19 protein-coding genes are annotated in these 26,999 nt (G+C 49.5%); 4 read left to right on the top strand and 15 right to left on the bottom strand.

Going from position 1 to position 26,999, the window contains the following annotated elements:
- Positions 1-11: 11 nt before the first annotated feature.
- The 10 genes from astB to E2I14_RS07000 form a co-directional block, all read right to left on the bottom strand.
- Entirely contained in the window at positions 12-1,352 is a 1,341-nt protein-coding gene (gene astB, locus E2I14_RS07045) for an N-succinylarginine dihydrolase (RefSeq protein WP_133326813.1), read from the bottom strand.
- Positions 1,353-1,594: 242 nt separating this feature from the next.
- Positions 1,595-3,067 (bottom strand): succinylglutamate-semialdehyde dehydrogenase, encoded by a 1,473-nt coding sequence (gene astD, locus E2I14_RS07040; protein WP_133326811.1) that lies wholly within the window; start codon positions 3,065-3,067, stop codon positions 1,595-1,597.
- A 24-nt stretch (positions 3,068-3,091) separates the two neighbouring features.
- Positions 3,092-4,111, bottom strand: a complete 1,020-nt coding sequence (gene astA, locus E2I14_RS07035) for an arginine N-succinyltransferase (protein WP_133326809.1) — start codon at positions 4,109-4,111, stop codon at positions 3,092-3,094.
- Positions 4,112-4,171: 60 nt separating this feature from the next.
- Positions 4,172-5,212: an arginine N-succinyltransferase gene (locus E2I14_RS07030; protein ID WP_133326807.1), complete on the bottom strand. Its 1,041-nt coding sequence runs from the start codon at positions 5,210-5,212 to the stop codon at positions 4,172-4,174.
- A 59-nt stretch (positions 5,213-5,271) separates the two neighbouring features.
- Positions 5,272-6,519, bottom strand: a complete 1,248-nt coding sequence (locus E2I14_RS07025; RefSeq protein WP_133326805.1) for an acetylornithine/succinyldiaminopimelate transaminase — start codon at positions 6,517-6,519, stop codon at positions 5,272-5,274.
- An 804-nt stretch (positions 6,520-7,323) separates the two neighbouring features.
- Positions 7,324-8,304 carry a GlxA family transcriptional regulator gene (locus E2I14_RS07020; protein WP_133326803.1) on the bottom strand — a complete coding sequence of 327 codons (981 nt, stop codon included), beginning with the start codon at positions 8,302-8,304 and terminating at the stop codon, positions 7,324-7,326.
- 12 nt (positions 8,305-8,316) lie between these two features.
- Complete coding sequence (locus E2I14_RS07015) at positions 8,317-10,560, bottom strand: xanthine dehydrogenase family protein molybdopterin-binding subunit (RefSeq protein ID WP_133326801.1); 2,244 nt, start codon at positions 10,558-10,560, stop codon at positions 8,317-8,319.
- Positions 10,561-10,616: 56 nt separating this feature from the next.
- Positions 10,617-11,075, bottom strand: coding sequence for a (2Fe-2S)-binding protein (locus E2I14_RS07010; protein ID WP_133326799.1), 459 nt, complete (start codon positions 11,073-11,075; stop codon positions 10,617-10,619).
- 227 nt (positions 11,076-11,302) lie between these two features.
- Positions 11,303-12,607, bottom strand: a complete 1,305-nt coding sequence (locus E2I14_RS07005; RefSeq protein WP_133326797.1) for a c-type cytochrome — start codon at positions 12,605-12,607, stop codon at positions 11,303-11,305.
- Positions 12,604-13,374 carry a c-type cytochrome gene (locus E2I14_RS07000; RefSeq protein WP_227544624.1) on the bottom strand — a complete coding sequence of 257 codons (771 nt, stop codon included), beginning with the start codon at positions 13,372-13,374 and terminating at the stop codon, positions 12,604-12,606. The genes E2I14_RS07005 and E2I14_RS07000 overlap by 4 nt, the downstream gene beginning before the upstream one ends.
- A 158-nt stretch (positions 13,375-13,532) precedes the next feature.
- Here E2I14_RS07000 and E2I14_RS06995 point away from each other — a divergent pair, with 158 nt between their 5' ends.
- Positions 13,533-14,489: a metallophosphoesterase family protein gene (locus tag E2I14_RS06995; RefSeq protein ID WP_165967776.1), complete on the top strand. Its 957-nt coding sequence runs from the start codon at positions 13,533-13,535 to the stop codon at positions 14,487-14,489.
- 64 nt (positions 14,490-14,553) lie between these two features.
- Here the strand turns inward: E2I14_RS06995 and tcdA are convergent, their stop codons facing one another.
- On the bottom strand, positions 14,554-15,354 hold the full coding sequence (gene tcdA, locus E2I14_RS06990) for a tRNA cyclic N6-threonylcarbamoyladenosine(37) synthase TcdA (RefSeq protein WP_133326793.1): 801 nt from the start codon (positions 15,352-15,354) through the stop codon (positions 14,554-14,556).
- A gap of 85 nt (positions 15,355-15,439) precedes the next feature.
- Between tcdA and E2I14_RS06985 the strand changes: the two genes are divergently transcribed.
- Both E2I14_RS06985 and pdxH read left to right on the top strand, forming a co-directional pair.
- Positions 15,440-15,973: a hemerythrin domain-containing protein gene (locus tag E2I14_RS06985; RefSeq protein WP_133326791.1), complete on the top strand. Its 534-nt coding sequence runs from the start codon at positions 15,440-15,442 to the stop codon at positions 15,971-15,973.
- A gap of 29 nt (positions 15,974-16,002) precedes the next feature.
- The gene (gene pdxH, locus E2I14_RS06980; protein WP_133326789.1) at positions 16,003-16,638 is read left to right on the top strand and encodes a pyridoxamine 5'-phosphate oxidase; all 636 of its coding nucleotides are present in this window, start codon (positions 16,003-16,005) and stop codon (positions 16,636-16,638) included.
- 91 nt (positions 16,639-16,729) lie between these two features.
- Here the strand turns inward: pdxH and E2I14_RS06975 are convergent, their stop codons facing one another.
- The 4 genes from E2I14_RS06975 to E2I14_RS06960 form a co-directional block, all read right to left on the bottom strand.
- Positions 16,730-17,293 (bottom strand): GNAT family N-acetyltransferase, encoded by a 564-nt coding sequence (locus E2I14_RS06975; protein WP_133326787.1) that lies wholly within the window; start codon positions 17,291-17,293, stop codon positions 16,730-16,732.
- 25 nt (positions 17,294-17,318) lie between these two features.
- Positions 17,319-18,764 (bottom strand): metalloprotease TldD, encoded by a 1,446-nt coding sequence (gene tldD / locus E2I14_RS06970; protein ID WP_133326785.1) that lies wholly within the window; start codon positions 18,762-18,764, stop codon positions 17,319-17,321.
- Between the two features lie 152 nt (positions 18,765-18,916).
- Complete coding sequence (locus E2I14_RS06965; protein ID WP_133326783.1) at positions 18,917-19,729, bottom strand: carbon-nitrogen hydrolase family protein; 813 nt, start codon at positions 19,727-19,729, stop codon at positions 18,917-18,919.
- A 77-nt stretch (positions 19,730-19,806) separates the two neighbouring features.
- Positions 19,807-24,006: a YhdP family protein gene (locus E2I14_RS06960; RefSeq protein ID WP_133326781.1), complete on the bottom strand. Its 4,200-nt coding sequence runs from the start codon at positions 24,004-24,006 to the stop codon at positions 19,807-19,809.
- Between the two features lie 224 nt (positions 24,007-24,230).
- Between E2I14_RS06960 and glnE the strand changes: the two genes are divergently transcribed.
- Positions 24,231-26,990, top strand: coding sequence for a bifunctional [glutamate--ammonia ligase]-adenylyl-L-tyrosine phosphorylase/[glutamate--ammonia-ligase] adenylyltransferase (gene glnE / locus E2I14_RS06955; protein WP_133326779.1), 2,760 nt, complete (start codon positions 24,231-24,233; stop codon positions 26,988-26,990).
- Positions 26,991-26,999: the final 9 nt, after the last annotated feature.

The following is a 26,999-nucleotide window of genomic DNA, read 5'->3' as shown; positions in this document are numbered from 1 at the left end:
AAAGGTGCTGTTTAAAATTCGTACAAATTGGGTAAATTTAGAATTTCGCTTAATTCATTTAAGGCTGTTTGCACTTCAATAGCAAGTGCTGGATCAGCCAAATCGTCGGGGGCGAGTGTGTCACGGTAATGACGTTCGACCCAAGTGACTAAGCGGGCGTATAGCGTTTCGGTAAAAACTACGCCTTGGTGCATGGCCTGTGCTTGTTGATCAGTTAAAGCTACTCGCAAACGCAAACAAGCCGGGCCACCGCCATTGCGCATACTTTGGCGCAATTCAAAGCTCAATAGCTCGTCAATTGCGCCAGATTCGTTGATAAGACCTTTTAAATAAGCGGCCACGGCGGCGTTTTCGCTGCACTCTTGTGGCACCAACAAGGCCATTTTTCCATTCGGTTTTGCCAACAATTGGCTATTAAATAAATACGACGACACCGCATCGGCCACCGACACATCGGCCGAATTGACTCGAATCGGATTCAACTCAGCGCCCACATGCTGCATTGCAACGCGGCAGCGCGCGATAGCATCGGCTTCATCAACAAACGCTTCTTGGTGGTAGAACAATACGTTGCCACTACCAACGGCAATCACGTCGTTATGAAATACGCCTTGATCGATCGTGTCTGGGTTTTGCTGGACGAATACGGTTTGGGCTTCTTTTAACCCATGCAAACGCGCCACCGCTTGGCTAGCTTCAATGGTTTGCCGGGCTGGGAATTTTTTCGGGCCGATGATGCGTGAATCAAATTCGCTGCGCCCATAGACGAACAATTCCACGCCGGGTGCACCATGTTGAGCGCACAAACGGGTGTGATTGGCCGCACCTTCATCGCCAAAAGCAGGCGTTGGCGGCAAAGCTTGGTGGACGCTGAAATGCTGCTCATTGGCAAAAATGTGGCGCAGCGCACGCTCGGTTTGCGTGTGCTCATACGAGCGGTGCAATTTGTTATTGAGGTTGGCAATGGTGAAATGAACCCGACCGTCAGCCGTGTCCATCGATGGGCTAACTGTGGCGGCGTTAGCAGTCCACATTGGCGAAGAAGAATAAGCGCAGGCCAAAATAACGGGCGAGACGCGCGCTGCCGACTCAATCATTTGGGCATTGGTGCCAGTGAAGCCGAGTTGGCGCAGCAATTTAAAATTGGGACGATCTTGCGGTGGCAATAAGGCTTGCCCAAAGCCGCGCTGAGCTAAGGCACGCATTTTGGCTAAGCCTTGCAACGCGGCCTCCTTAGGATTGGACGCGCTTTTGATGTTGGATGACGACGCTACGTTACCGAAGGACAGGCCAGCGTAGTTGTGGGTTGGGCCGACTAGGCCGTCGAAATTAAATTCACGAGTAGTGGACATTTGGGTTATTCCTAAATTATTTAATTATTTACTTACGGCTTTTAGATCGGCTTTTAAAAAAACTACCATGCTCGCAAATTAAGGTTCGTGTGCCGTTGCTAGCTCTGTGGCTCCTCACTTTTTTACTTAGCCCAAAAAAGTAAGCAAACAAGTCACAGGGCAGTTTAACGAACAGCCGCCACTAAATTTCGCGGCAAATTGGGTTGCGTCACAACATACAAACTTCAATCAACACACTATTTTTAAAACACCAATCCCGGCGACAACTGCTTCGGCATTTCTAAAACGCTGGTTTCAATCGACGCAACCGGATAGGCGCAATAATCAGCCGCATAGTAAGCACTAGGTCGGTGATTACCGGAATTGCCTATGCCGCCGAAAGGTGCTGTGCTGGCAGCGCCTGTGGTTGGGCGGTTCCAGTTGACTACGCCAGCGCGGATCTCGGTTTGGAATTGCTGCCACAACGCAGCATCGTCGCTTAATAATCCTGCGGCTAAACCATAACTGGTGGCGTTGGCGACTTCGATGGCTTGGGCAAAATCGGCCACGCGGATTACTTGCAACATGGGGCCGAACCATTCTTCGTCGGGAATACCTTTAGCATCAGTGACATCAATAATTCCTGCGGATAAAAAGCCAGTGTTGGCTTCCAATTGGCGCATTTCTAATAAGGATTTACCGCCCTTAGCGATCAAGTCATTTTGCGCTGCCAGTAAGCGTTGCGCGATGGCGCTCGAGACGACCGGTCCCATAAACGGCGCTGGTTGTGCGTCGCTCGCACCCACTTTGATGGCGGCCGCGACTTGCACTAGGCGATCTACAAAAGCCTGACCTTGGGCGTTATTTGGAATCACTAAACGTCTGGCGCAGGTGCAACGTTGGCCTGCACTGACAAACGCGGAGAAAATTGTGTGATGCACGGCGGCATCGACGTCTTTGACATCCCACGCGACCAACGCATTGTTGCCGCCCATTTCTAGCGCCAACATTTTGCCCGGCTGTCCAGCAAATAATTTGTGCAAAATCACGCCGGTTTGATAGCTGCCGGTAAATAACACGCCATCGATATCCGCGTTTTTTGATAACGCGATACCGGTGTCTTTAGCACCGTTAACTAGATTCAAGACACCTTTAGGCAAACCCGCTTGCTCCCACAATTGGACTGTTTTAATCGCGGTTTGGGGTGCGTATTCGCTCGGCTTAAATACCAAGGTATTACCCGCGATTAACGCTGGAACGATATGACCGTTCGGTAAATGACCGGGGAAATTATATGGGCCAAATACGGCAAAAACTCCGTGCGGACGATGGCGCAACACCGCATCGCCGTCAGCAATGACGCTGCTAACAACGCCGGTACGGGCGCGGTAGGCTTGGACGGAAATATCAATTTTGTTGGCCATGGTGGCAACTTCAGTGCGAGCTTCCCAAAGCGGCTTGCCAACTTCCTGCGCGATCAATCCAGCTAATTCTTCGGTGTGCGCTTTTAATAAATCGCGGAACTTGCCACAAATGGCAATACGTTCGTCCAAGCTTGTTTTGGCCCAGGCCGAAAAACTTGTACGCGCAGCGCGGCAAGCTTGGCTCACTTCATCGACACCGGCTTCGTTAGCTTGCCAAATCATTTGTCCATTAGCCGGATTCACCACGCTAAATTGCGCGCCGCTGCCGGGCAACCAAATGCCGTTAATGTAATTGCTTAATTGAGTGCTCATAGTGTTTGCCTTCGATTACTTATTTTAGGTATTTAATGACATGGTTCGTACCGCTGACGACACGGAACAGCGCAGCGCTTGTTGCTGCTCTGCGTTCAACTGGATATGTCCGTTAGCCGGCGCAACATCGGTGGCGATAATTCGATAATCGGCAATGCTGGTATTGGCCACCAACATCGCATGCGCGGCGGGCGCTGGCGCGCTGACATCCACTACTTGCACGACTTCACTGGTGCGTACCGAGCGCAATTCGTTAACCCGCGCTTGCAACACTGGGCCCGCATCAAAAATATCGACAAAGCCTTCGTAATACAGCCCTTCTTGCTCCAATAAGCGGCGCGCAGGTGCGGTATCCACGTGGACTTGGCCGATCACGTCCTGCGCTTCTTTGGGCAAGTAGGCCACATACAAAGGATGACGCGGCATGAGTTCAGCGATGAAGGATTTTTTACCTAAGCTGCTCAAATCGTCGGCGCGGCTGAAATCCATTTTAAAAAAGTGACGACCCAAGTTATCCCAGAACGGTGAACTACCATCGGGATGTTGAAAACCGCGTAATTCGGCGATTAGTTTTTCGCTGAATAAATGAGGAAATTGGGCGATGAATAGAAAGCGCGATTTAGACAGCAATTTACCGTTATTGCCAGTACGGTAGTCGGGATGTAAAAACAGGGAGCACAACTCAGCGCAGCCAGTTAAATCATTCGATAAATACAAGGTGTCCATGCGCGAATAGACGTTCAACTCTTTGCTCGAATGTACCAGCGTGCCAATGCGGTAATTGTAGAAAGGCTCATCCAAACCGACCGCGCTTTTAATCGCGCTAACTCCCGCAATTTTGCCGTTGGTGGTGTCTTCCATCACAAACAAATAGTCGCGCTGCTCGGGCGGAATTTGCTCGGCGAACGAGGCCACGGCTACCGCGATCCGATTGCTCAACATGGTGGTATCGGGCTTAAGCGTGGTCATGCCATCGCCGACTTGGGTAGCTAAATACATTAAGCCATCTAAGTCTTCAGTTCTAATTGCGCGGACGACTATCATTGTTTTTCCCTTGTTTGATCTTGCTTGTACTTTTTAATTTTTTGACGCCTTACCGACGACTTACCAACGCACGCATAACACATCGTCGCCATCTGCCACCATTAAGGCTTGCATCACTTTTTCCGAAAGCTGCACCGTTTGCGCATGCTCCAAAGCACGCGATTGCACGATGGTGGCGCGGAAATCAGCAGCGCGGTTAGTGGCGACCAAATAAGTATGCGACTGGCTGGCATGCAGCGCGTGTGCGTCGTCACTAGCGGTATCGACTTGTAGTTTAAGTCCATGCGCAAACGAGGTCAGCGCATTTTTATTGGCTTCCAAGATTGGGCCGCCGTCAAAAATATCGATGAATTCATCGGCCGCAAAGCCTTCTTTGGTGAGCAAATCAAACGGCACTTCGCTCTCGGCGTGCACCTGCCCCATCGCCGCTTGCGCCGCACCGGTCAGCAACGGTACATACACCGGATAATGTGGCATCAATTCAACGATCAAAGTGCGGTTACGCGCTCCTTCGACCAAACGTTCAGCCTGCAGAAAATCCATCTGAAAAAATTTACGCCCCAGCGCTTCCCAAAACGGCGAATGACCTTGCGCGTCGGTGTAGCCAGCCAAGGACACAAAAAAATTGTCACTAAATCGTTCCGGCATACAAGCAGCAAACATCAAGCGCGCGCGCGACAATAAAGCCGCTTCGGGCTGGGCGTGATGATCACGTCGCACAAAAAAACTGGATAGCTGAGAATAGCTCGTCAAGTCGGCGCACAACGTTAACGCATGCACACTGTGGCTAATATTGAGGTCGCGTGAAACTTGTTGAATCACGTCGTTGCGGAACGAAAAAAATGTTCCTTTCGAACCGGCCGAGGCAGCAATCGCGGCGCTGCCGATCAATTGCCCGTTGCTGGCATTTTCTAGAATGAATAAATAATTTTCTTCGCCCGAAATATCGGATGGGCTGGCAAAAGAACGTAACGATTGCTCTACCGCACGTTCAATTGCCGCTGGCGTTTTCGCCATGGTGTGCACACCTTGTGTCAGACCTGAAGCCAGTTCAACCAACGCTGGAATATCACTCGCTGCAACTGGTCTGACAATAAACATGGCAACCCTTTTTAGGAGATTAAATGACGATTATTAATAACAATTATTAATAACGACAATTACGCTGCCGCTACCGTTGCCAAGGCACGACGCAGACGCGCTGCTGCTTCGGCGATTTGTTCATCACTAACGATTAAGGCTGGCGCGAAACGCAGCACATCCGGTCCTGCGATCAACACCATCAAACCTTGATCTTCTGCGGCTTTGGTGATTTCCTTAGCACGACCTTTGAAGCCATCGGCCAACTGAATCCCCAACAACAAACCGCTGCCGCGCACTTCTTTCAACATCTGCGGATATTCTTGCACCAAACCTTGCAAGGCTAAGATCAGGGTTTTCGATGCGTGTTTGACGCGCAGTAAAAAACTAGGCACATTAATCGTGCGCAGTACGGTCAGCGCAACAGAGGCCGCCAAAGGATTTCCACCGTAGGTTGTTCCGTGCGTACCGACCACAAAAGCAGCGGCGACTTTTTCCGAAGTCAGCATGCCGCCTATCGGATAACCGTTACCCAAGGCTTTAGCGGTTGTCAAAATATCCGGCACAACACCGTAACCCATGTAGGCAAACAATTGACCAGTGCGACCCATACCGCATTGCACTTCATCAAAAATCAATAACGCGCCATGTTGGTCACACAATTCGCGCAAGGCTTGTAAATATTCGGTCGTCGCGGGCATCACACCGCCCTCGCCCTGAATCGGCTCAACCATAATCGCGCACACATCGTCACCCATGGCGGCACGTGCCGCCTCGATATCGTTAAATGGAACGTGGGTTAATTCCGGTGGCAATGGGCCAAAACCCTCGGTGTATTTAGGCTGACCGCCCACCGAGACAGTGAACAAGGTTCGACCATGGAAAGAATTCACGCAAGAGATAATGCGGGTTTTGTGCGCATGACCATTTTTAGCGGCATATTTACGCGCTAACTTCAACGCTGCTTCGTTCGCTTCCGCACCCGAATTACAGAAAAACGCGCGGTCTGCAAACGTTGCGGCAACCAAAGAGCGCGCCAATTCCAACACCGGTTCGTTGGTATAACCATTACCAACGTGCCACAATTTTTCAGCCTGCTGCTGCAAGGTGTGCACCACATCTGGATGGCAATGGCCCAAGCTAGTTACGGCGATACCGGCGGTGAAATCCAAATATTGACGACCATCTTGCGCCCAAACGTCCAACCCTTTAGCGCGCACCGGCACCAAATTCGATGGCGCGTAAGTTGGCACAATCACTTCGTCAAACGTTTGACGAGTAACAGGTGATGTCGTTGGCAAATGGGTAGTTGCGGTAGCTGCGGTCATGATCAAGCCTCAAGTTAACTGGATGTAGGTATTTTACGGATGGAGTGTGACAAATTCTTTTAAAACTGCGACATTAATTTATATAAATTTTGCTGGACTTAAGCAAGGTGAGGATGTCGTTTTTGTTATCAATTAAGTCAGCAATTGGGAAGTTGTTTAGCTTTGTTGATGCGTATTTTAAGGGCAATGGGGAGATTGTTGCTATTTTTTAACTAATAATTGGGTGGGAGGCTGGGCTTGGCTGCGCTTGGGGCTTGATGAGCTGGGGAGTTCACGTCGTCAACTGACCCAACATTTACTGTCTGTGGTGGATGTTGGACTTGGGGCTAGCACGGCGGGTGGTTATCTTTTTCGCTGTTTGCAGTTGATTTGGGACTTGGGGTCGGGGGTAGCCCCACAGCTAGTCACCTTTTTTGTCTCGCCAAAAAAGGTAACCCAAAAAAGGCGACCCCGGCATTTCGGAAACCCCGATTATTTTTCCAAAAAATGGGAAAGTAGCGAAACTCGGCTGCGCCTCAAACAACGCTACTTCCTGATCCATTTTTTGGAAAAATAACCGGCCGAAATACAGTGGATTAAGGTCAGCACATACCAGTGATTAAAGGTTTTTGGTTGGGTTATATCGGATGATTTGGACTTCATGTTCTTTGTGTTTTGGCAGTCTAAGAAGGGCCAAAGTAGTCAACGCTGACAGTGGTCATTTTGGTTTTGGCTTACCCCCCATCTGTGGCGGCCGTTTAAAGAGGCAAGCACAAGATTTGCCACTACTACACCAACCACCCAAAAATAAAACAAGAACCCCCTTCACCCTGCACTAAGCTTCCTCTGCCTCTCCTCCCGAGGAGTAATCCCAAACTGCGCGCCAAAGGCGGTCGAAAAATGCGCTCCGGATGAAAATCCGCACATCAGTCCAATCTGCACAATCGAACTATTCGATTCCAACAACAACTGGCGCGCCTTTTTCAAGCGTAGTTCAAGGTAATAACGCGACGGCATCGTGCCGAGGTATTGCTTAAATTGGCGTTCCAATTGTCGCCTCGATAGGCCGACTAACTGCGCGATGTCGTCGGTGCTCAACGTTTCCTCAATATTATTTTCCATCAAGGTCACCGCTTCACTCAATTGCGGCTGCAGCACGCCAAACCTCGTATGCAGCGCGATTCGTTGGCGGTCGGAACCGTTGCGTACACGTTCCACGCACAGGGTTTCCATTGCATGCGCTTGGGCATCGGCACCGAACAGTGCATGAATGACGGTAAGGGCAAAATCGACGCTCGCGGCGCCGCCGCAGCAGGTAATGCATTGCCCATCTAATTCAAATAAGTTGGGCATCAAAATCGCGTGCTCGGCAACTTCGTTGGCGTCGGAATAACTTGCCCACGGTAACGCCGTGCGCAAACCTTGCATCTTGCCCGCATTGGCTAGCCACAAAACCGGCGCACCGACTGCCCCCCAGAAACGTGCTTGCTGGATGGCGCTGGTTAATTTGCGTAGTAATTCGGAATTTGGGGAATGTTTAACTTCGTCGGATACTAACAAAGCGAGGTGGGATTTATTGATCTCGGCGGCGATGGTCGAGTCATCAATTTCTGCACACGTGGAGACCGAAAATATCTGCCACTGAAACCGCGCTGCACCCAACAACTGCGCAACACTTTGTAAGGGAGCAACCAAGCCAGCTAGGCTCAAACTAGGATTGGCTCCGGCTTGATTTTCTCCGCAAACATGTACCAATGTGATTTTGATCGGCACATCGGTACACGCGAGCGAAGAAAATGACTGCATAAAAACTGCGCGTTACGCTGTAGCCAAGTCAAAAGGTAGGCGACGTAGGCGCTTGCCGGTTAATTTGGCAATCGCATTGGCAAAAGCCGGTGCCAACGCTGGGAAGCCAGGCTCACCCATGCCGGTTGGTGGATCGTTGGAGGGAACGGTTGCGACAGTCACGATCGGCATATCAGGCATTCTGGCAACAGTGTAATCGCTAAAGTTTTGCTGCTGAACTACGCCGTCATTGAACGTGATTTCAGCACCCGGTAAAGTAGTTCCTAACGCCATCAAAGTTGCGCCCTGCACTTGCGCTTCAATCGTTAATGGATTGACGACTTGGTTGCAATGCACACCAGCCCAAACGCGATGCAGTTTAGGGACGTTTTTAGTCACCGAAGCTTCCACCACGTAAGCCACCACCGAATTAAACGATTCGTGCAAGGCGACGCCAAAAGCGTGGCCTTTAGGCAGCTTGGCGGTTTCGTAGCCCGATATTTTTACCGCCAAATCAAGCGCGGCAACATGGCGCGGATTATCTTTGCCTAGCAAGCTTCTGCGGTATTTAACCGGATCGATTCCGTTTAAATGTGCCGCTTCATCGAGCAAGGTTTCGGTCACAAATGCGGTATGGGTATTTCCAACCGAGCGGAACCACAATACCGGCACATTCGCTTGCGCGTTATGGACTGATATTTTTAGTGGCACATCGTATTTACCGCCCAATCCTTCAATCGTGGTTTCATCAACGCCGTCTTTGACCGAGAACGCTTCTAAGGCGGTTCCCATCATGATTGATTGCCCCACCACAGAATGATCCCAACCCAGCATTTTGCCTTGCTTGTCGAAACCGATTTCCGCACTATGCACCATAGAAGGACGGTAGTAGCCACCTTTGATGTCGTCTTCGCGGCTCCAAATAACTTTCAATGGGCCGGATTTACCCGCAGCGCGATATGCTTTGGCGACATTGACTGCCTCGACGATGTAATCCGAGGTCGGCACTGCGCGGCGACCAAATCCACCGCCGGCCATCATGGTATGCAAAGTAACTTGTTCTGGCTTCAAACCCGCCGTGCGTGCAGCCGCACCATGGTCGAAAGTCTGGAACTGACTTCCCGCCCAAACAGTGCAGGAATCATCCGTTAAATCAATGGTGCAATTTAACGGCTCCATCGGTGCATGCGCTAAGTACGGAAATTCATACACCGCGCTAATTTTTTTAGCGGCTTTGGCGATGCCAGAGACATCGGCTTTTTTGGCCACGATACCGGGAGTTTTTACCAACGCTTTGAATGATTTAAATTGTTCATCCGAGCTGACTTTTGCAACGTTGGCGCTATTCCACGTCACTTTTAATGCATCGCGGCCTTGCTTGGCGGGCCAATAACCATCCGCAAATACGGCAACACCTGAACCACCGCGATCGGTTGGAACTTTTACTGCCCCAATCACACCCTTGATCGCCAACGTCGCGGTCGCATCAAAATTGCCTACCGTGCCACCAAAAACGGGCGCTCTGGATACGACCGCCACTTTCATATTAGGTACGCTGAAGTCGATACCGAATTGTTGTGTACCGCTGGACTTGGCTTGACTGTCAATGCGCTTGGTTGGCTTGCCGATTAGTTTGAAATCTTTGGCATCTTTTAAAGTAATCGTGGCCGGGATTTCCAAAGCCATCGCTGCTTGAGCTAAGGAACCAAACGTCGCTTTGTAGCCCAGCGGCCCAATAACCATGCTGTTTTCAGTATGGCATTCGGCGTCAGTGACTTGCCATTGTTTCGCCGCGGCACTAATCAACATGGCCCGCGCAGCCGCACCGATTTCGCGGTATTGAGTGTATGAATTAGCAATCGACGAAGAACCGCCGGTCATTTGCATGCCAAATACTGGGTCTTTGAAAATATCGCCCGCCGGAGCCAACTCCGCGTGCACTTGCGACCAATCGGCGCCGAGTTCTTCGGCAATCAACATTGATAAGCTGGTTGTCACGCCTTGACCAAATTCCAAGCGGTTAATGGCAATGGTGATGGAATTATCTGGAGCGATTTTTAAGAAAGCATTCGGTGTCACTACTTTTTTGGCATCGGCGGCGCGCGCCATTTTATTCGCGCCTGGCGCGACAAAACCAATCACCAAACCTGCGCCAATAGCACTACTGACTTTTAAAAATCCGCGCCGAGAAATCGTGCTGGCGGGATTAGCAATGGCGGCCTGAGTTTGTTCGAGTTCAACGCCATCGCGTTGAGCGTTCAATAATACGTTACGCATAGCAATTCCTTTTAGGCTGCATCTGTTTAGGAAAAAAGCGGCTTAAACCGTCGGGTTTAAGCTAGATTGCTAGAAGCATCTTTGATCGCAGCGCGAATACGCTGATAAGTGCCGCAACGGCAAATATTGCCGCTCATGGCTGCATCGATATCGGCATCGGTTGGCTTTTTATTGGTTTTGAGCAAAGCGGTCGCGCTCATGACTTGACCGCTTTGGCAGTAACCGCATTGCGGTACATCGTGCTTAACCCACGCGGCTTGAATCGCTTTACCAACGTTGTCGAGTTCCATTGCTTCAATCGTGGTGATTTTTTTGCCGACAACCGACGAAATTGGGGTGACGCAGGAACGAATCGCTTGACCATCCAAATGCACGGTACATGCGCCGCACAAGGCCGCGCCGCAGCCAAACTTGGTTCCGGTCATGTTGAGGTTGTCGCGCAACGCCCATAACACTGGGGTGGATGGATCGGCGTCAACTTGTTTATCTTGACCATTAATATTTAATGTAATCATGTGCGGCTCCTATGTTTTTTGGACTTATGCAACGTGTTTGTACGGCTCAAATGGGTTACCGAGCGGGAAAATTTCACTAAAGCAATTATTTTCCTGAGCAGTTAGCGACTATAACAAATTAATCCAATTGCTTGCTTGCCGTCAATTTTACTTGCTTTATGCCAAATCGGTTTAAGGTTGACGTGAGAGCTCTGGACACCCAACACAGACCGGCCAAACCGCCCAAATCAACGACTAGCCTGCCCACGATAGCGATCTACTTGCGATTCAATCAGCAAGCTACCGTGATTGCCCCAACTATTGCGGATGTAACTGGCCACATCAGCGATATCCTGACTACTTAATGTTTGGGCAAAGGGCGGCATGCCGTAAGGCTCGGGGTTGTGCTGGGTCGAAGGGGCGAAGCCGCCGTTCAAAATAATGCGAGTCAAATTAGTACTGCTGGTTAAATTCACCAAGCGGCTGCCCGCTAAGGCCGGATACGCCGGCAAAGCGCCAGAGCCATCGGCTTGATGGCATTCGATACAATTGTCTTTGTATATTTTCTCGCCACGGTACATTGCCCCCTGCAACTCACGCTCACTTGGTTTGTCTTGTTCGGCCATTTCGGATTGCTTAGGCGGATTGCTTTGTTGCTGCGATTTCAGATACAGCACCATCGCTTCTAAATCCGCTTTTTCTAGGTATTGCAGGCTTTCTTTGACCACTTCGGTCATCGGTCCATAAACACGCCCATGGTCGCTCACACCTTGTTGCAAACGTTGAACTAATTGCTCAACACTGAGAGAGTTATGACCGGATTCGGCGTCGGAAATGAGCGAAGTGGCATACCAGTTCAAGCCTGGAATCTCGGCTCCGGCCAGTGCTTCGCCGCTGCTGCCACCCAACCAATTTCTGTCTGTGTGACAGGTCGCGCAATGGCCTAAGCCTTGCACCAAGTAAGCGCCACGATTCCATTGCACACTTTGTTTGGCGTCTGTCTGAAATACTTCCGCTTTAAAAAACAAACTACGCCAGAAGATTAATAACCCGCGCTGGCTGTAAGGAAAATCCAATTGATGCGGCACATTTTTTTGCGCTACCGCGGGCAAGCTATGCAAATAAGCGAACATCGCATCGGAATCAGGGCGAGTCACTTTGGTGTATTCAGTGTAAGGGAAAGCGGGATACAGTAATTTGCCCTCCGGCGCTTTGCCGTCGTGCAAAGCGCGCCAAAAGTCATCTTTGGTCCACTTACCAATTCCGGTCGCCACATCGGGCGTAATGTTAGGCGTATAAAACTGCCCGAAAGCCGTCGGCATCACCCGACCACCGGCAAATTCCGCACCGCCACGCGCAGTGTGGCACGCCATGCAATTACCGGCTTTAACTAAATAAGCGCCGCGCTGAATTTGTTGCGCCGTGCTCTGTGCAGTCGCTTGGGACGGAAATTGGCTGGCGGTTTCACGCGCTCCCCGCCAATAAGCGAGTGCGGTCACAACAAAGGCAATAACAACCAAGGAGAGAATGAAGGACTTAACGAGCGCTTTCATTTAGCCACCTCGCCCGAGTTAGCGGCGGAGCTTGCATGTTCGACGCTACCGCATTTAAGCGGCATGGGCGCAGGCAAAGAATTTGCTGGTTTATCGCCTTCATTCATTTTTTGCGCCGATAACCACGTCGCGGCCGAATTAATATCATCGCTCGACATCCGTTGAGCGATCTGCGCCATACAGTCTGGAGCGTTATTGCGCCGCGCACCATTTCGCATTGCGCCAAATTGGGCGTTGATGTAATCACGCGGCAAACCGAGCAAACCGGGGACGGCTGGCGTCACGCCTAACAATGTGCTGCTATGGCAGGCAACGCAGGCAGGAATGTTTTTGCTAGGATCGCCCTTGGTCACTAAAATCTGACCCCGCGCAAACATCTCGGGTGTGGCATTGGACGATGGTTGCGGCACGTAGGCAGGATGAAGTTGCGAGAAATAAACGGCAATTTTTTGCAAGTACGCATCCGACAAGGGATCAATCAAATTGGTCATGGCGGTGTAGGTGCGCCGACCTTCTTTAAAGTTGATCAGTTGGTTGTACAAATAGCCGGCTGGCTTGCCAGCAATGCGCGGATAGTAAGCGTCGGCGGTCGCTTTATCTTGCGGCGCGTGGCACATGACGCAAGCCTTCACGCGCTCTTCCATGGAATCAGGGATAGCTTTAGCTGGCGTGGCAGCAGAAGTTTGCGCGATGGCGGCAGCGCTCAGATTGAACAGCGCAAAACAAAACAGCGCTTTTATAGAGATAGTTGAGATGGATTGCGTCATATCAATTTACAATATTCATTTTTGGCAAGCGCTTATTATCAGTGATTCAATCGCCCCACGCTCAACAATCGTAATAACTTGCTCACTTGCCGAGGCCGACAACCATGTCGGACAAAGCGGTACGAGTGATCTTGGCAGATATTTTTTTGGAAATCAGCATGACTTCATCATCCTTCATTAACGACTTCGTTACCCGCTCTGGCGTTGGGTTAGCAACTACGCTGTGTGCGGCTTCTCTGTTGATGTTTAGCCCTTTTGCTCAAGCGGACGAGCCCAATCCGACAATCAATGCTGACGCTCCCGTTGTTGCGTTTGCTGCTGGCGATATCGCCGATTGCCGCTCAAAAAAATCAACCGCACGCAATGTCGCGACCGCCAAAATCATTTCTCAGGCAATTGAAGATAATCCGAATGCCATTGTCCTTACCTTGGGCGACCACACCTACCCGGTTGGCACAACCGAAGAATTCGACGATTGTTATCAGCCCTCTTGGGGACAGTTTAAAGACCACACCTTTCCAAGCCCCGGCAACCACGAGTATTACACGCCCAACGCCTACCCTTATTTCCAGTATTTTGGCGACATTACTGGTACACAAAAACATTCTTTTTACAGCTTCGACAAGGGCGCTTGGCACATCATTTCGCTCAACAGCAATTTGCGTAATGACGATATGCAGCAGCAATTAGAGTGGCTAAAAAACGATTTAAAAAACAAACCTGCTGCCTGCATTTTGGCCTACTGGCATCATCCGGTGTACAGCTCGGGAATACATGGCAATAACTCGCAAATGAAACCGGCGTGGGAATTATTGATGGCGGCAAAAGCGGATGTGATTTTATCAGGACACGATCATCATTTTGAGCGTTTCGCCTTGCAAAATAGCGACGCAGATGAAGACAAAGCGAATGGAATCCGACAATTCATCGTCGGCACCGGTGGCGCCACTCTTGGCCCGGTTTTCTTCCGAAAATCGAATAGCCAAACCATTAACACCAAAGAAAACGGCGTGTTGAAACTCACGCTCAAAAAAGACAGTTACGACTGGGAATATGTTGGGGTGCCGGACACTAGCTTCACCGATCAGGGCAACACCGCTTGCCACACTAAATGAGCAACTCCATTGGCGGCTGATTTAGCGGATTATTCGGCGACTGATTTAGCGACTTAATAAGCCGTTAAAGTCCAGCTAATTTACGCAGCACGAATGCGCTGGCATGCATACCAAATGTGGCTGTCACCACCATGGCAGAGCCGAAGCCAGCGCAGTTTAATCCGGTAATACCATCATCACTCGATGCCGCATTGGCGACATCAACCGCACACGCCGCATCGGGTTCTGGTTCGGGAAATTTGAGCGGCTCCATAGAGAACACTGCGTCAATGCCGAACTTGTTTTTTACTCCGCGCGGGAAGCCGTAGTTTTGGCGCAAGCGTTTTCGCACCAGAGACAATAGCGGCTCTTGCTCAGTGCGGCACAAATCGCGTATCTCGATCTTGCTCGGATCAATCTGTCCGCCTGCTCCACCAATCGTGATAATGGGGATGGATTCGGCGCGGCAAAACGCCAGCAACGCGGTTTTGGCTTTGACGCTATCGATTGCATCAATCACATAATCAAATTGCGGTGCTTTGATCAGCTCGGGTAAATTTTCTGGCGTGATGAAATCTTCGACTTGATGGACTTTGCAAAGCGGATTGATTTGCGCGATCCGTTCGGCTAGCGCGGTAACTTTGGCTTTGCCCAAGGTATCCGATAAGGCTTGAATTTGACGATTCACATTGGACTCTGCCACATTGTCCAAATCAATCATGGTGATACTGCCGATCGCACTACGCGCTAAGGCTTCGACTATCCACGAACCGACCCCGCCGACTCCCACCACGCACACATGCGCGGCTTGAAATTTTTGCAATCCGGCAGCGCCATATAAACGAGCAATACCACCAAATCGGCGCTCAAAATCCATGTCTTCCATAGGGTGTTCTTTGTAAAAATGCGATAAGTGCGCTATTTTAGCGGACTTAACTCTGTTTCACCGCAGCACTTTCTAAAGAAAAACGATGAACTCTCTCTTCGACACCGCGCCCAGTTTCGACCAACCGTTAGCAGTTTTAAAACACTGCCATGACCGAATCCGCCAGCAATTGGCTACGCTGGCCAAATTGACCGCTCATTTACAAGAAAATGGCGCAGATATTGAGGCGCAACAAGCTGCTTTTGCGGTAATCAGATATTTTACGCAGGGTGCACCGAATCATCATGCAGACGAAGAAAACGATTTATTGCCCATGTTGAGCGCGAGCGCACAAGGGCAAGATGCCGTTTTATTAGCAGGCTTGATCAACGAGATTTTGCAAGAACATCACACTATGGAACATCTCTGGGAGCAGCTTGAAGCGCAATTAAAAGCTGTTCAACAAGGCGATGCCACGCTGTTAAACAGTGATTTGATTGAGCAATGGAATAAACTCTATACCGCGCACATGAACAAAGAAGAACAGCATATCGCGCCCATGGCAGCGCGGCTGTTTAGCCCGCAACAAATGCAGCAATTAGGCAGCGCCATGCAAGCGCGCCGCCAAGCAATTAAGTAAAACAATTTTAATTAGTAAAAGGAAGCACCATGTCACTCGCCGATATCCGCACCGATTACCAACGCGCCAGCTTATCTGAAGATCAGGTCAATGCTGATCCGTTAAAACAGTTTTCAATCTGGTTCCAAGAAGCGCTCGATTCCAAAGTGAACGAACCCAACGCCATGAGCTTATCGACCGCCAATGCCAATGGACGCCCTTCTTCGCGCATCGTATTAATTAAAGATTTAGATCAACGCGGCATTACGTGGTTTACCCATTACGCCAGCCGCAAGGGCGAAGAACTCGCCGCCAATCCGCATGCCGCACTGCTATTTTTCTGGCCTGAATTAGAACGCCAAGTACGGATTGAAGGCAAAGTGGAACGGGTCGGTGATATCGATAACGATACTTACTTCAACAGCCGCCCGCTCGCCAGTCGGCACGGCGCGTTGGCGTCCCAGCAAAGTAAAGTGATCGCCAATCGTTCGCTGTTGGAACAGCGCGTAGAAGAAATCCGCGTACAACATGGCGAAAAAGTGCAACGTCCCGATCATTGGGGCGGCTATCGTTTAGTGCCGGATTATTTTGAATTCTGGCAAGGTCGTAGTTCGCGTTTGCATGACCGTATTGTGTTTGCCCGCAACGAACACGGTGTATGGGAGCGCAGTCGCTTGCAGCCTTAATTATCAGCATCAAATCAGCGCCAAATCAGCGTCAAACGCAAAAAAGCTCAACGATTAGCTTGAGCTTTTTTTATTGGGCGCTGGGAGAAAATTACTGTGGATGATTTTTCTGCCAATCATCCAACAACAAACCATAAATTTCGGTATCCGCTTTTACTCCATTAACAATCCAGCGTTCGCGCAAAAAACCTTCTTTTTGAAAACCTTGCCGCAAAAGTGCCTTAGCCGAAGCAGTGTTTAGCGGATCAATATCAGCTTCAATCCGATTCAAATTAAGTGTGGTAAATCCATATTGGATCAATGCTTCCAGTGCTTCCTGCATATAGCCATGCCCCCAAGCATGCACGCCCAGCGCATAACCGATTTCGGCGCGCCGGCATTGCTCGTCAAAATGAAACAGGCAGCACGTACCGAGCAGAACGTCATCCTCAATCCGCACAATACCTAAATTTAAAAACTCGCCTAACGGCATGGTTCGTAAATCACGTTGAATGCGCTCGTGAGCAACGTCAATCGATGCCCACGGCAAGCTCGACCAGTAGCGCATGACTTCTTCGGATGAATGAATATCAAATAAAGTCTGCGCGTCGGAAGTACGCAAGGGGCGCAGTAGCAGACGCTGGGTTGAAATCGTTACGTGTTCGAAATTAGGCATTGTTAGCGTAGGTGATGAAATTCGATTAAGCGGTGCCGCCAACGGTGAGTCCATCCAAGCGCAAAGTCGGCTGACCTACGCCCACAGGCACACTCTGACCTTCTTTACCGCACACCCCCACACCAGAATCCAGACGCATATCGTTACCGATCATGCTCACGCGACGCAGTACATCAGGCCCGTTACCAATTAAGGTGGCGCCTTTGACTGGATAGCTAATTTTACCGTCTTCGATCATGTAGGCTTCGCTGGCAGAAAACACGAATTTACCGTTCGTGATATCGACCTGGCCGCCGCCAAAATTGACCGCGTACAAACCGTTCTTCACTGACGCCAAAATCTCTGCCGGATCTTTGTCGCCACCCAACATATAGGTGTTTGTCATGCGCGGCATAGGCAAATGGGCAAACGATTCACGTCGTGCATTGCCGGTGATCGGCATTTTCATCAAACGCGCATTCATCGTGTCTTGAATATAGCCTTTTAAAATACCGTTTTCGATCAAGGTCGTGCATTGCGTTGGATTACCTTCGTCGTCCATGTTCAACGAGCCACGGCGATCTTGCAACGTGCCGTCATCGACAACGGTGACGCCCTCAGCGGCAACGCGCTGACCGATTTGACCAGAGAAGGCACTCGAACCTTTGCGATTAAAATCGCCTTCCAAGCCGTGCCCGATCGCTTCGTGCAACAAAATTCCCGGCCAGCCCGGTCCTAACACAACCGTCATCGGTCCGGCAGGCGCTGGGCGCGCTTCCAAATTAATTAAAGCGCCAGAAACCGCGTCATCAACGTATTTCTCTAACACTTCAGGAGTGAAATAACTATAGTCGTAACGACCGCCACCACCGGACGAGCCCATTTCGCGTCGACCATCTTGCTCGGCAATCACCGTCAGCGACAAACGCACCAATGGGCGCACGTCACCAGCAATAATGCCATCGCTACGTGCGACCAAGACGACGTCGTATTCGCCCGCTAAACCAGCCATAACTTGCTTGACACGCGGGTCTTTGGCGCGCGCCATTTTCTCTATCTTTTCTAACAGCTTAACTTTGGCGGTTGAATCGAGCGAACTCAATGGATCGTGCGGGAAGTACAACGAGCGGCCTGCGTAACTAGTGACCGAATCGGCTACCTTAACTTTGCCTTGTCCGTATTTAGCAATAGTTCTGGTCGCCGCTGCCGCTTGCTTTAATGCCTCTAATGAGATTTCATCGGAATACGAGAAGGCCGTTTTATCGCCCGACACAGCGCGCACGCCAACACCTTGGTCGATATTAAAACTACCCGTTTTAACTATTCCCTCTTCCAAGCTCCAGCTTTCGCTCTTGGTAAATTGAAAGTACAAATCGGCATAATCAACCTTGTGCGAAAACATGCTCGCCAAGGTATTAGTTAAGGCGACATCGTCCAAACCAAAGGGAGTTAATAAAATGCTGCGAGCTAAATTTAAATTGGAAGAATTCATGGTCTTTTCTGTCTTGGTAATCGGTTCATCCACTAACGGCGTTTGTTCAGCAAAGCCGTTTTAAGCGCAGATGAAAAAAGAAAATTGGGTCAAGCGAGGAATCTAAAAAATTATCAAATGATAGTCAGCTACCTAGGTCGGCTAGAAATCAGTCAGGCCAGCACACGATGTTGCAAAGCGGGCAGATTGCGTCGAACTTCTTGCAATAAATCGGTATTAATTTCACCACCGACCACGCCTTCTGCCTCGGGCAATTCGGCCACAATTTTGCCCCACGGGTCGATCAACATGCTGTGTCCCCAGGTATGGCGGCCATTTGGATGATGACCAGTTTGTCCTGACGCTAAGACGTAGCATTGATTTTCAATCGCCCGAGCGCGCAACAAAATCTCCCAATGCACCGAACCGGTTGTGTAAGTAAAGGCGGCCGGCACAACGATTAAATCAGTCGGACCAAACGAGCGATACAACTCTGGAAAGCGCAAATCATAGCAAATCGATAGACCGACTTTGCACGCACCAAACTCGCCTTGAGCAGTAAAACTAATCGGCTCTGCTCCAGCGACAATGCTGTTGGACTCTTGATACGACTCAGCGCCCTTGGTAAAGCCAAATAAATGAATCTTATCGTAGCGCGCAACTTGCTGGCCTTGCGCATCAAACACCAAAGTCGTGTTGAATACTTTGCTGGTCTCTGGCGAGACCAATGGCACCGTTCCGCCGATCAAATAAATGCCATGACTGCGCGCTTGCTCGGCCATAAATTCAATCATGTGCGCCGCTTTTGGACTGGCAGCCAAATGCGTTTTATCCTGCTCATGCATGCCCATTAATGGCCAATATTCTGGCAATAAAACCAGTTTTGCGCCCTGCGCGACAGCCTCGCCAATCAAGCGCCGAGCGGTATTGATGTTGCCGTCCAAGTGCGGACCCGATGTCATTTGTATAGCGGCGATTTTTAACATGATGAGTACAAAATAAGTGCAAAAAAGTTAGTCAAACCACAATTCAGATTCAAATTCGGTCAATCATCGCACAAAACTCAATTTTTCACCTTAACCACGTTGGGCTCTTTCCAAGAACCGTTGACTTGATATTCGAACGTAAAGGCTTTCATTAACGGATCGCGCAAGAATAATTGCGCCAAGAAAGTACCAATTCCAATCACCGGATTGACTGCCAAGGCATACACCACCGACGCCGCGCCCGCATTGACTTCCGGCACAACCACCACGCGCAGATCTTGAGTTTCGTGCGCGATATCGGCGGTACCGCTTAACAAAACGGCTGCCGATACGCTGCGCATTTTGAGGTTATCCGTCGTGACCACACCTTTTTCAATTTGCGCATCACCGGTGATGCCATCGAAGGCAAAGCCTTCTGAAAACACATCACGGAAATCCAGCATCAAGCGACGTGGCAAGGCTTGCAGGTTGAGCACGGCCAGTAATTTAGCAGCGCCCGGTTCTACTTTTAAAAATTGACCGGCTTGCAAATCCAATTGGAATTTGCCCGCTAGCGAAGGAATATCCAGCGCATAAGGTGCACCAGCCCAACTGATCTCGCCGTTTAATTTACCCTTACCGCCTAAGATAATATTCTGATAGCCAAAGCGGTCCAATAATTTGCCCGCATTGTTGAGCGCCAATTGGTATTTCAAGGAAGTCTGGCTTTCCATCTGACTCAAACTCAACAAGCCATTTTGTATCGGGCGGAATTTATTGCTCCAACTGCCTTGTGCGGATAGCTCTGCATCAGGATTAATCAGACTTAACTTTTCGATTTGCCATTCGTTGCCGTTGGCTGCTTTCACATCATTGACGTTTTTAGCGACTAGCTCTAAGCGGCCTAACTTTTTGCCCAACAATTCCAAGTTGTCGGCCGTAACATCGAGCCCCGGAATATCGGTGTGCACATTTTTGCTTTGCAATAAATCGACCACATCGGTCGCGGTCGTTTCAGGAATAATCAATGATGCTAAACGCGCCGTGACGTGACCAAATCCGCGTTCAGCATTGTCCCAAGTGATGTAGCCAGAGATTTGCTTTGAATCGATATTGGCTTGCCAAGTGCGTTGATGGCGCGACGCGCCGAATACAACGTGGTTTAATTTTTTGCCCATCACCAGCAATTCGGTTGCGTTAGCAGCAAAAAAATTAGGCTCTAAATAAGACGACAAATCCAACTCGGACAACTGTTTTCCATTGTTTGGTCCAACCGAGTTGGATACACTAGCAACCTTGTCCGGCATTAAACCCTGTAATTCATCCACATCGAGTTTTGCCAACTCGAGATGCGCGGCCAAGCCGCTATCGGGAATCGGCGCAGGTGTATTAACCCCGATTCCGCCGTTGATAACCTTCCAAGAACTGTTTTGCGCTTCTCGTTGCCGCACGTAGCGCGCATTGACCGCGCCAAGTGACAATTTAATCTCGTCTTGTTCGGCGATGGCTGAGCCTGCTGGCAACGGCGCATTGACCAATTCAAAATGCAGCGGCATTACATCTTGTGCAGTTTTATTGACCGGCGCTGGCAAACGCAGCGACATGCCTTGCAGCGAAGAATCCGCCCAGACTTCTGTTTGGGTATTTTTTACTTGAATCACGGTGCTGTAGATCGCAGCTCCGTCAATACGATTTAGCAAATGTCGTAATTCGTTGTAAGGAAACGCATTGCGCACGCCATCAGCAGTTAATTGGCCGTCAGCCTTGATTCGTATCACACCATCTTTTTGGGTTCCACCGACGACGTTAATTGGGCCGCCTAAAAATCCGCCTTTGACTCCATTGAGACTCAAACCGCGCTCGTTGAAATCTATTCGTCCCGATACTTGGCTCAGCAACGGTAAATTTTTAATCAGCATCACGTCATTATTCAGGAGTTGAACTTCGCCCGATACTTTGGCATCCACGATATGCGCTAAGGGCAGATCTAAGTGCAGCTTTAATTTGGCATTGCCGCTCACTTTAGTATCTTGGGTAAAGTTACCGGTCCACTCTAGCACCGGGCTCATCGCCATATAGTGCAACAAATCTTGCGCAACGCCGTTGGCATTGCCGTCGATGATTAGCTTAGGATTAGTGCTGAGCAAATCGGGAATGCGGGCGTGGACTTTGGACACGGGCACATTTTGGGTCTCACCAGAATCCGCGTTGATCTCCATGCTCTCACGATCGAATACGATCTTGCCCTGCAATTTACTGAGCACCGGCCAATATGGACTGACACCATCTTTACCAAATACACCGGGCAAATAATTGATTTTTCCATTCACAATTTTGCCGGAAACATTGAATATGTTTTGATCCAACAAACCTTTTTTCACAAACGGAAAATCAGCCAAATCACCGCGAATCCGCACGTTCACATCGTCAATTGTTCCATCTTCCAAACCATGAGTGAGCCAAGTATGCAAATCGGCTTGCATATCCACGGGTAAAAACTGATTAATCGTTTTCACATCAAAATGCGTGATCGTTCCTTTTAAGTCCAACACGCCCAGCGGTCTGGTTTTATCGGGATTGATAGGAATCAAATGCGAACCACTGAAATGAGCTTGCATTTCCTTCTGCGAAAAATCCAGATTCGCTAAGTTAAGCAATAACTGATTGTCTTTTTTAAAGGTCCAATTAGCTTGCATCCCGAATCGATCAAACTGCATTTCTGGCTCAGAAAAATAATCAGGCAATTGCAAATACAAATTGCTCGAGTCAATGGCGATCACGCCTTTTTGCTCATTCGCGTCAATTTTTCCGGTCAAATTGGTGAAGCCTGGAATGGCTGGAAACGCGACAGAATTTTTTTGGGCGGGTTTCGCGGCCTGCGGCTTCATCGCCAAATTAGCAAAACTACCGGTGACTTGGTAATGCGATAGTTCCGGCAATTTGCCCTGCAGTTTCACGGAGAAATCGGACAATTGTCCGGTCGGCTCAACGCTTTGCAACAAGGTGGAATATTCCTTAGGCAGAGGAAAACGCTCGGCCAAATTTGCCAACACATTCAAATCCAAAAACTGGGCAGAAAACTGCAATTGCTGCTCACCGTATTTATCCGCTGGCGTGTATTTTTCGCTCACAGTAGTCGGTGGCAAACGCAAACCTTGTCGGGTTTCGAAGGTGAAATTGGTAAGCGCAATTTGATGCCCAGTATCCCGCAAACGCTCGCTGACCGAATCGTTGGCGCCCAAAATTGAACTCAGCCCAAGTTGCGATTTGCTCGCAGGATTGATAATTTCTTGCGCTGAAATACGTCCCGATACTGAGACTAAATCTAATGCTTCGATGTCAGTCTGCAAGGCCGCTTTAACATCAGTGAGTTTTAGGTCAGCGGTGAAATCAACTAATTTAGCGCGATCAAACGTCAACCAAGCGCGCACAGCACCCATCCCTTGCTCAATCGCAAACGGATAATCAAGGTAACTTTTCCAAGCAGCTAAATCGGTCTTACTCACGTCCGCAAACAATTGACCTTTCCATTGCAGGTAGTCAGAAATATTTTGACTGAAAGCATGGTGAGTAAAATCAGCCCGAATATCCAATGGCCCTGCCAGATTGGCGGGCGGCGTCGCTGTTAATGAGAATTGGTGATGCTGCCAGCGATTGCGCATGACGAAATTGACGTTGGATAAGTCCAATACCGGCGCATTACGCTGCTCATCGGTCCAATGTAATTTGCCTTGATTAATGACGATTTCGCGTTGCGACAAAATCCAGTTAAGTCCGCGCGCATCGCCTTTTTTAGTCGGATCTAACCACCAACCGGCGACAAATAATTTGCCATCTGGACTGCGTTTTAATTCCAATTCAGGCTGGTTAATATCGAGATGATACAAACGCACATCCAGCACGGCTGCGGACAACCAAGAAACGGTGGCATGCACATTTGGTAGCACCAAGGCATTTTTGCCTTGTTCATCGAGAATCGTTACGTGATCCAACTCAAAACTCGGACGCAAGCCCTGCCAAGAAGCGGATATCTGCGCAATCGACACCGTGCGCCCGATGGATTTGCCCAGCATTTGCTCAATATCGGTTTTATAGCTACCGATATTAGGCAGCAAGGCGTAACGCAGCACTAAAAAGACCAGGCAAAATAGCAGATAGAGGCCGACCAGCAGCTTTAAACAAGCGCCTAAAATGTGATGGCTGAGATGATTTAATTTAGCGTATAGGCGCAACAAAACATGCCAACGATTGGCAATGGTGTGCGGCGCTCCTTGGGTGCTGCGTGGATCTGAAGTCATTGTCTAAAAAATCCAACTCGGCGTACAATCAGCTCGATAGCGGTCATTGAACAATGTGGCTTACATAGCATGCTGTTTCTCAAAATTCTCAACTACGCGGGTAAAAGTTTAATCTCATTGTTTTCTAGTTCTATCCTAATCAGCGAGCGCGGAGCGGCCAATTGGGTTCAACTATTTAAATGGTGTTTGCGGCAAGCCAAAACCATCAACTCACATTCCAACGCATGAATTCCATCTCTCACAATTCCGCCTTTGCGCAAATTAACCGTTTAAATACTTCCCGATTTTTTTCGCGTTGGGTGCAAGCTGGATCAAACACCAATCCCAGTCGCGCTGAGCAAATAGAAGAACTAGCCGAATTATCCTTGACCCCAGCCACTTTTGCTAACTTTTTACAAAAAGAAACTAATGCACATTTGCAAAATACCAATGTTTCGGGATTAAGTCTGGCACATGCACTGCGAAGATTGCGCAATCTGGTTGTTTGCACATTAATTGAGCGCGATTTAACTGGCAAAGCCGATCTGAACGAAGTGTTCACGGTAATGAGTAATTTTGCCGATTTTGCCATCCAAACCGCGCTATCTACCTTAAACCGAGAAATGCAGGCTGCGCATGGCGTGCCGGTTGCCGAAGACAGCGGCGAGCCTCAAGAATTAATCGTCTTAGGAATGGGCAAACTGGGCGGCGGAGAGCTCAATATTTCTTCCGATATTGACTTAATTTTTGTGTATGCCGAGGACGGCGAAACCCAAGCCGGCGAAGGCCAACGCAGCCTATCCAATCACGAGTTTTTTAGCCGATTAGGTAAAAAGCTGATTGCCACCTTATCCGAAATCGGCGAAGACGGTTTCACTTTCCGCGTCGACATGGCGCTGCGTCCCAACGGTGCCTCCGGCCCTTTAGTGGCTAGTTTTGGGATGTTAGAAGAGTATTTACAGGTGCAAGGCCGTGAGTGGGAGCGTTATGCGTGGGTGAAAGCACGCGCGATCACCGGCATTCCAAGCCAAATCGCGCAATTAGACAAAATCGTGCAGCCGTTTGTCTATCGGCGCTATTTGGATTTTGCCGTGATTGATGCATTGCGCGCCATGCATGCCCAAATCAGAGCCGAGGTAATTCGGCATGAAACTCGCCATCCTGACCGCGCCAATAACGTCAAATTAGGTCGCGGTGGAATCCGCGAGATTGAATTTTTGACGCAGGTTTTTCAATTAATCCGAGGTGGGCGCGAACCTGTTTTACGCAATCGCTCTACCCGCCAAACTCTGGCAATTCTCGCGTCGCTTTCGATTCTGGAGCCACAAATCGTCGAGCAACTATTGGATTCGTACACCTTTTTGCGCAACCTAGAACATCGCTTGCAATACTTAGATGACGCGCAAACGCACAGTATGCCCGCCAATCCAGCGGATGGCGAAATCGTCGCGCAGATGATGGGTTTTCCGGATTTAACAACTCTGTCAGCGCAGTTAAGCCAGCATCGCGCATTTGTTGCGCATCAATTCGATATTATTTTTGGCGCGAAAGAACGCGATGTACCCGAAAACGCGATTAGCCTAAACGACAGTGATACGCAAGAAGTTGTGCTGCCTTTGCTCAACAAACTCGCTTTCCAAAATCCAACCCAAGCCGCTGAAATCATTGCCCGCAGTTTGCAGTCGCCGCGCTTAAAATCCTTGTCCGAGGCCAGCAAAAATAAATGCATGATCTTGCTTAATCGCGCCCTAGGCATGATTGCCGCCCTGCCCGATCAGCATATTGAAACCTTGCAGCGCTTAATGGATTTGCTCGAAGCGATTGTGCGTCGCACAGCCTATTTAGCGCTGCTAATTGAGTATCCCAATTCATTAAAGCGGCTCATCCGCATGATGCATTCGAGCGACTGGGCGGCCCGTTATTTAATGCGTCATCCGATTCTGTTAGATGAATTGCTAGACACGGCGACTTTGCATCAATTGCCGGATTGGGCTGCATTTAGCGCCGAACTCGATCAACAATTGACGCTGCATGCGGGCGACACAGAGCGCCAATTGGATACGCTACGCGAATTACATCACGCGCAATTATTCCGCCTGTTGGCGCAAGATTTGGAAGGCATGCTCAGCGTAGAACAGTTAGCCGATCAATTATCGCAATTGGCCGATATTATCGTCGCCGCAACGGTGAACGCCGTTTGGAAAACAATCACGCAACGGCATCGCGAAACGCCCCAATTCTCAGTCGTGGCTTATGGCAAATTAGGCGGCAAAGAATTGGGTTACGCATCGGATTTGGATGTGGTTTTTATCTATGACGATGACGACCAAGAGGCACCGGCGCATTACGCCAAATTAGCGCAGCGTTTTATTACCTGGATGACGACCCACACGCCAGCGGGAATTTTATTTGACATTGATATTGCGCTGCGACCCGATGGGGCGAGCGGCTTAATGGTGTCTTCAATTCAAGCATTTGAGCGCTACCAAACCCAGTCCGCATGGGCTTGGGAACACCAAGCGCTCACCCGCGCCCGTTGCTGCACCGGCCCTGCTTCACTGGTGCAAAAATTTGACGATCTGCGACAACAAATCTTGTGCCAACAGCGCGACCAAAAAACGTTAAAGCAAGACGTCGTGAGTATGCGCAACAAGATGCGGGATGCGCATCCAATTCCAGCCAACAAATTCGATTTGAAACATAGTCCAGGCGGGATGATTGATATTGAATTTATGGTGCAATATTTAGTGCTACGCCATGCTCACGACTACCCACAGTTATGCGCTAATTACGGCAACATTGCCTTGCTCATTACTTGTGGCGAATTAGGGTTAATTGATGCGGAACAGGCGACTCAAGTTGCTAGCATTTATCGTCAATGGCGTAAGCAGCAGCACGTCATCCGCTTGCAGGGAATTGATAGAGCGCAGATTCCGTTAGAAATCGCGCAGCTTGAAGCGCAACAGGTCATTGGATTGTGGGATTTTTTATTTCTAGGCGAGTGATTTTGATGG

Source organism: Sapientia aquatica (assembly GCF_004358105.1).
Classification (GTDB): domain Bacteria; phylum Pseudomonadota; class Gammaproteobacteria; order Burkholderiales; family Burkholderiaceae_D; genus Solimicrobium; species Solimicrobium aquaticum.
The sequence above is the reverse complement of the archived record's forward strand: the minus strand, read 5'-3'. Positions and strand labels throughout refer to the sequence as shown.

Excerpts from the sequence above, each read along its gene's own strand:
- E2I14_RS07005 (WP_133326797.1), bottom strand. The coding sequence starts at position 12,607 with ATGAAAGCGCTCGTTAAGTCCTTCATTCTCTCCTTGGTTGTTATTGCC.
- E2I14_RS07010 (WP_133326799.1), bottom strand. The coding sequence starts at position 11,075 with ATGATTACATTAAATATTAATGGTCAAGATAAACAAGTTGACGCCGAT.
- E2I14_RS06975 (WP_133326787.1), bottom strand. The coding sequence starts at position 17,293 with ATGCCTAATTTCGAACACGTAACGATTTCAACCCAGCGTCTGCTACTG.
- E2I14_RS07000 (WP_227544624.1), bottom strand. The coding sequence starts at position 13,374 with ATGACGCAATCCATCTCAACTATCTCTATAAAAGCGCTGTTTTGTTTT.
- E2I14_RS07025 (WP_133326805.1), bottom strand. The coding sequence starts at position 6,519 with ATGACCGCAGCTACCGCAACTACCCATTTGCCAACGACATCACCTGTT.
- pdxH (WP_133326789.1), top strand. The coding sequence starts at position 16,003 with ATGTCACTCGCCGATATCCGCACCGATTACCAACGCGCCAGCTTATCT.
- E2I14_RS06965 (WP_133326783.1), bottom strand. The coding sequence starts at position 19,729 with ATGTTAAAAATCGCCGCTATACAAATGACATCGGGTCCGCACTTGGAC.
- glnE (WP_133326779.1), top strand. The coding sequence starts at position 24,231 with ATGAATTCCATCTCTCACAATTCCGCCTTTGCGCAAATTAACCGTTTA.
- E2I14_RS06960 (WP_133326781.1), bottom strand. The coding sequence starts at position 24,006 with ATGACTTCAGATCCACGCAGCACCCAAGGAGCGCCGCACACCATTGCC.
- astA (WP_133326809.1), bottom strand. The coding sequence starts at position 4,111 with ATGATAGTCGTCCGCGCAATTAGAACTGAAGACTTAGATGGCTTAATG.
- tcdA (WP_133326793.1), bottom strand. The coding sequence starts at position 15,354 with ATGGAAGACATGGATTTTGAGCGCCGATTTGGTGGTATTGCTCGTTTA.
- astB (WP_133326813.1), bottom strand. The coding sequence starts at position 1,352 with ATGTCCACTACTCGTGAATTTAATTTCGACGGCCTAGTCGGCCCAACC.
- E2I14_RS07020 (WP_133326803.1), bottom strand. The coding sequence starts at position 8,304 with ATGCAGTCATTTTCTTCGCTCGCGTGTACCGATGTGCCGATCAAAATC.
- E2I14_RS06995 (WP_165967776.1), top strand. The coding sequence starts at position 13,533 with ATGACTTCATCATCCTTCATTAACGACTTCGTTACCCGCTCTGGCGTT.
- E2I14_RS07015 (WP_133326801.1), bottom strand. The coding sequence starts at position 10,560 with ATGCGTAACGTATTATTGAACGCTCAACGCGATGGCGTTGAACTCGAA.
- tldD (WP_133326785.1), bottom strand. The coding sequence starts at position 18,764 with ATGAATTCTTCCAATTTAAATTTAGCTCGCAGCATTTTATTAACTCCC.
- E2I14_RS07030 (WP_133326807.1), bottom strand. The coding sequence starts at position 5,212 with ATGTTTATTGTCAGACCAGTTGCAGCGAGTGATATTCCAGCGTTGGTT.
- astD (WP_133326811.1), bottom strand. The coding sequence starts at position 3,067 with ATGAGCACTCAATTAAGCAATTACATTAACGGCATTTGGTTGCCCGGC.
- E2I14_RS06985 (WP_133326791.1), top strand. The coding sequence starts at position 15,440 with ATGAACTCTCTCTTCGACACCGCGCCCAGTTTCGACCAACCGTTAGCA.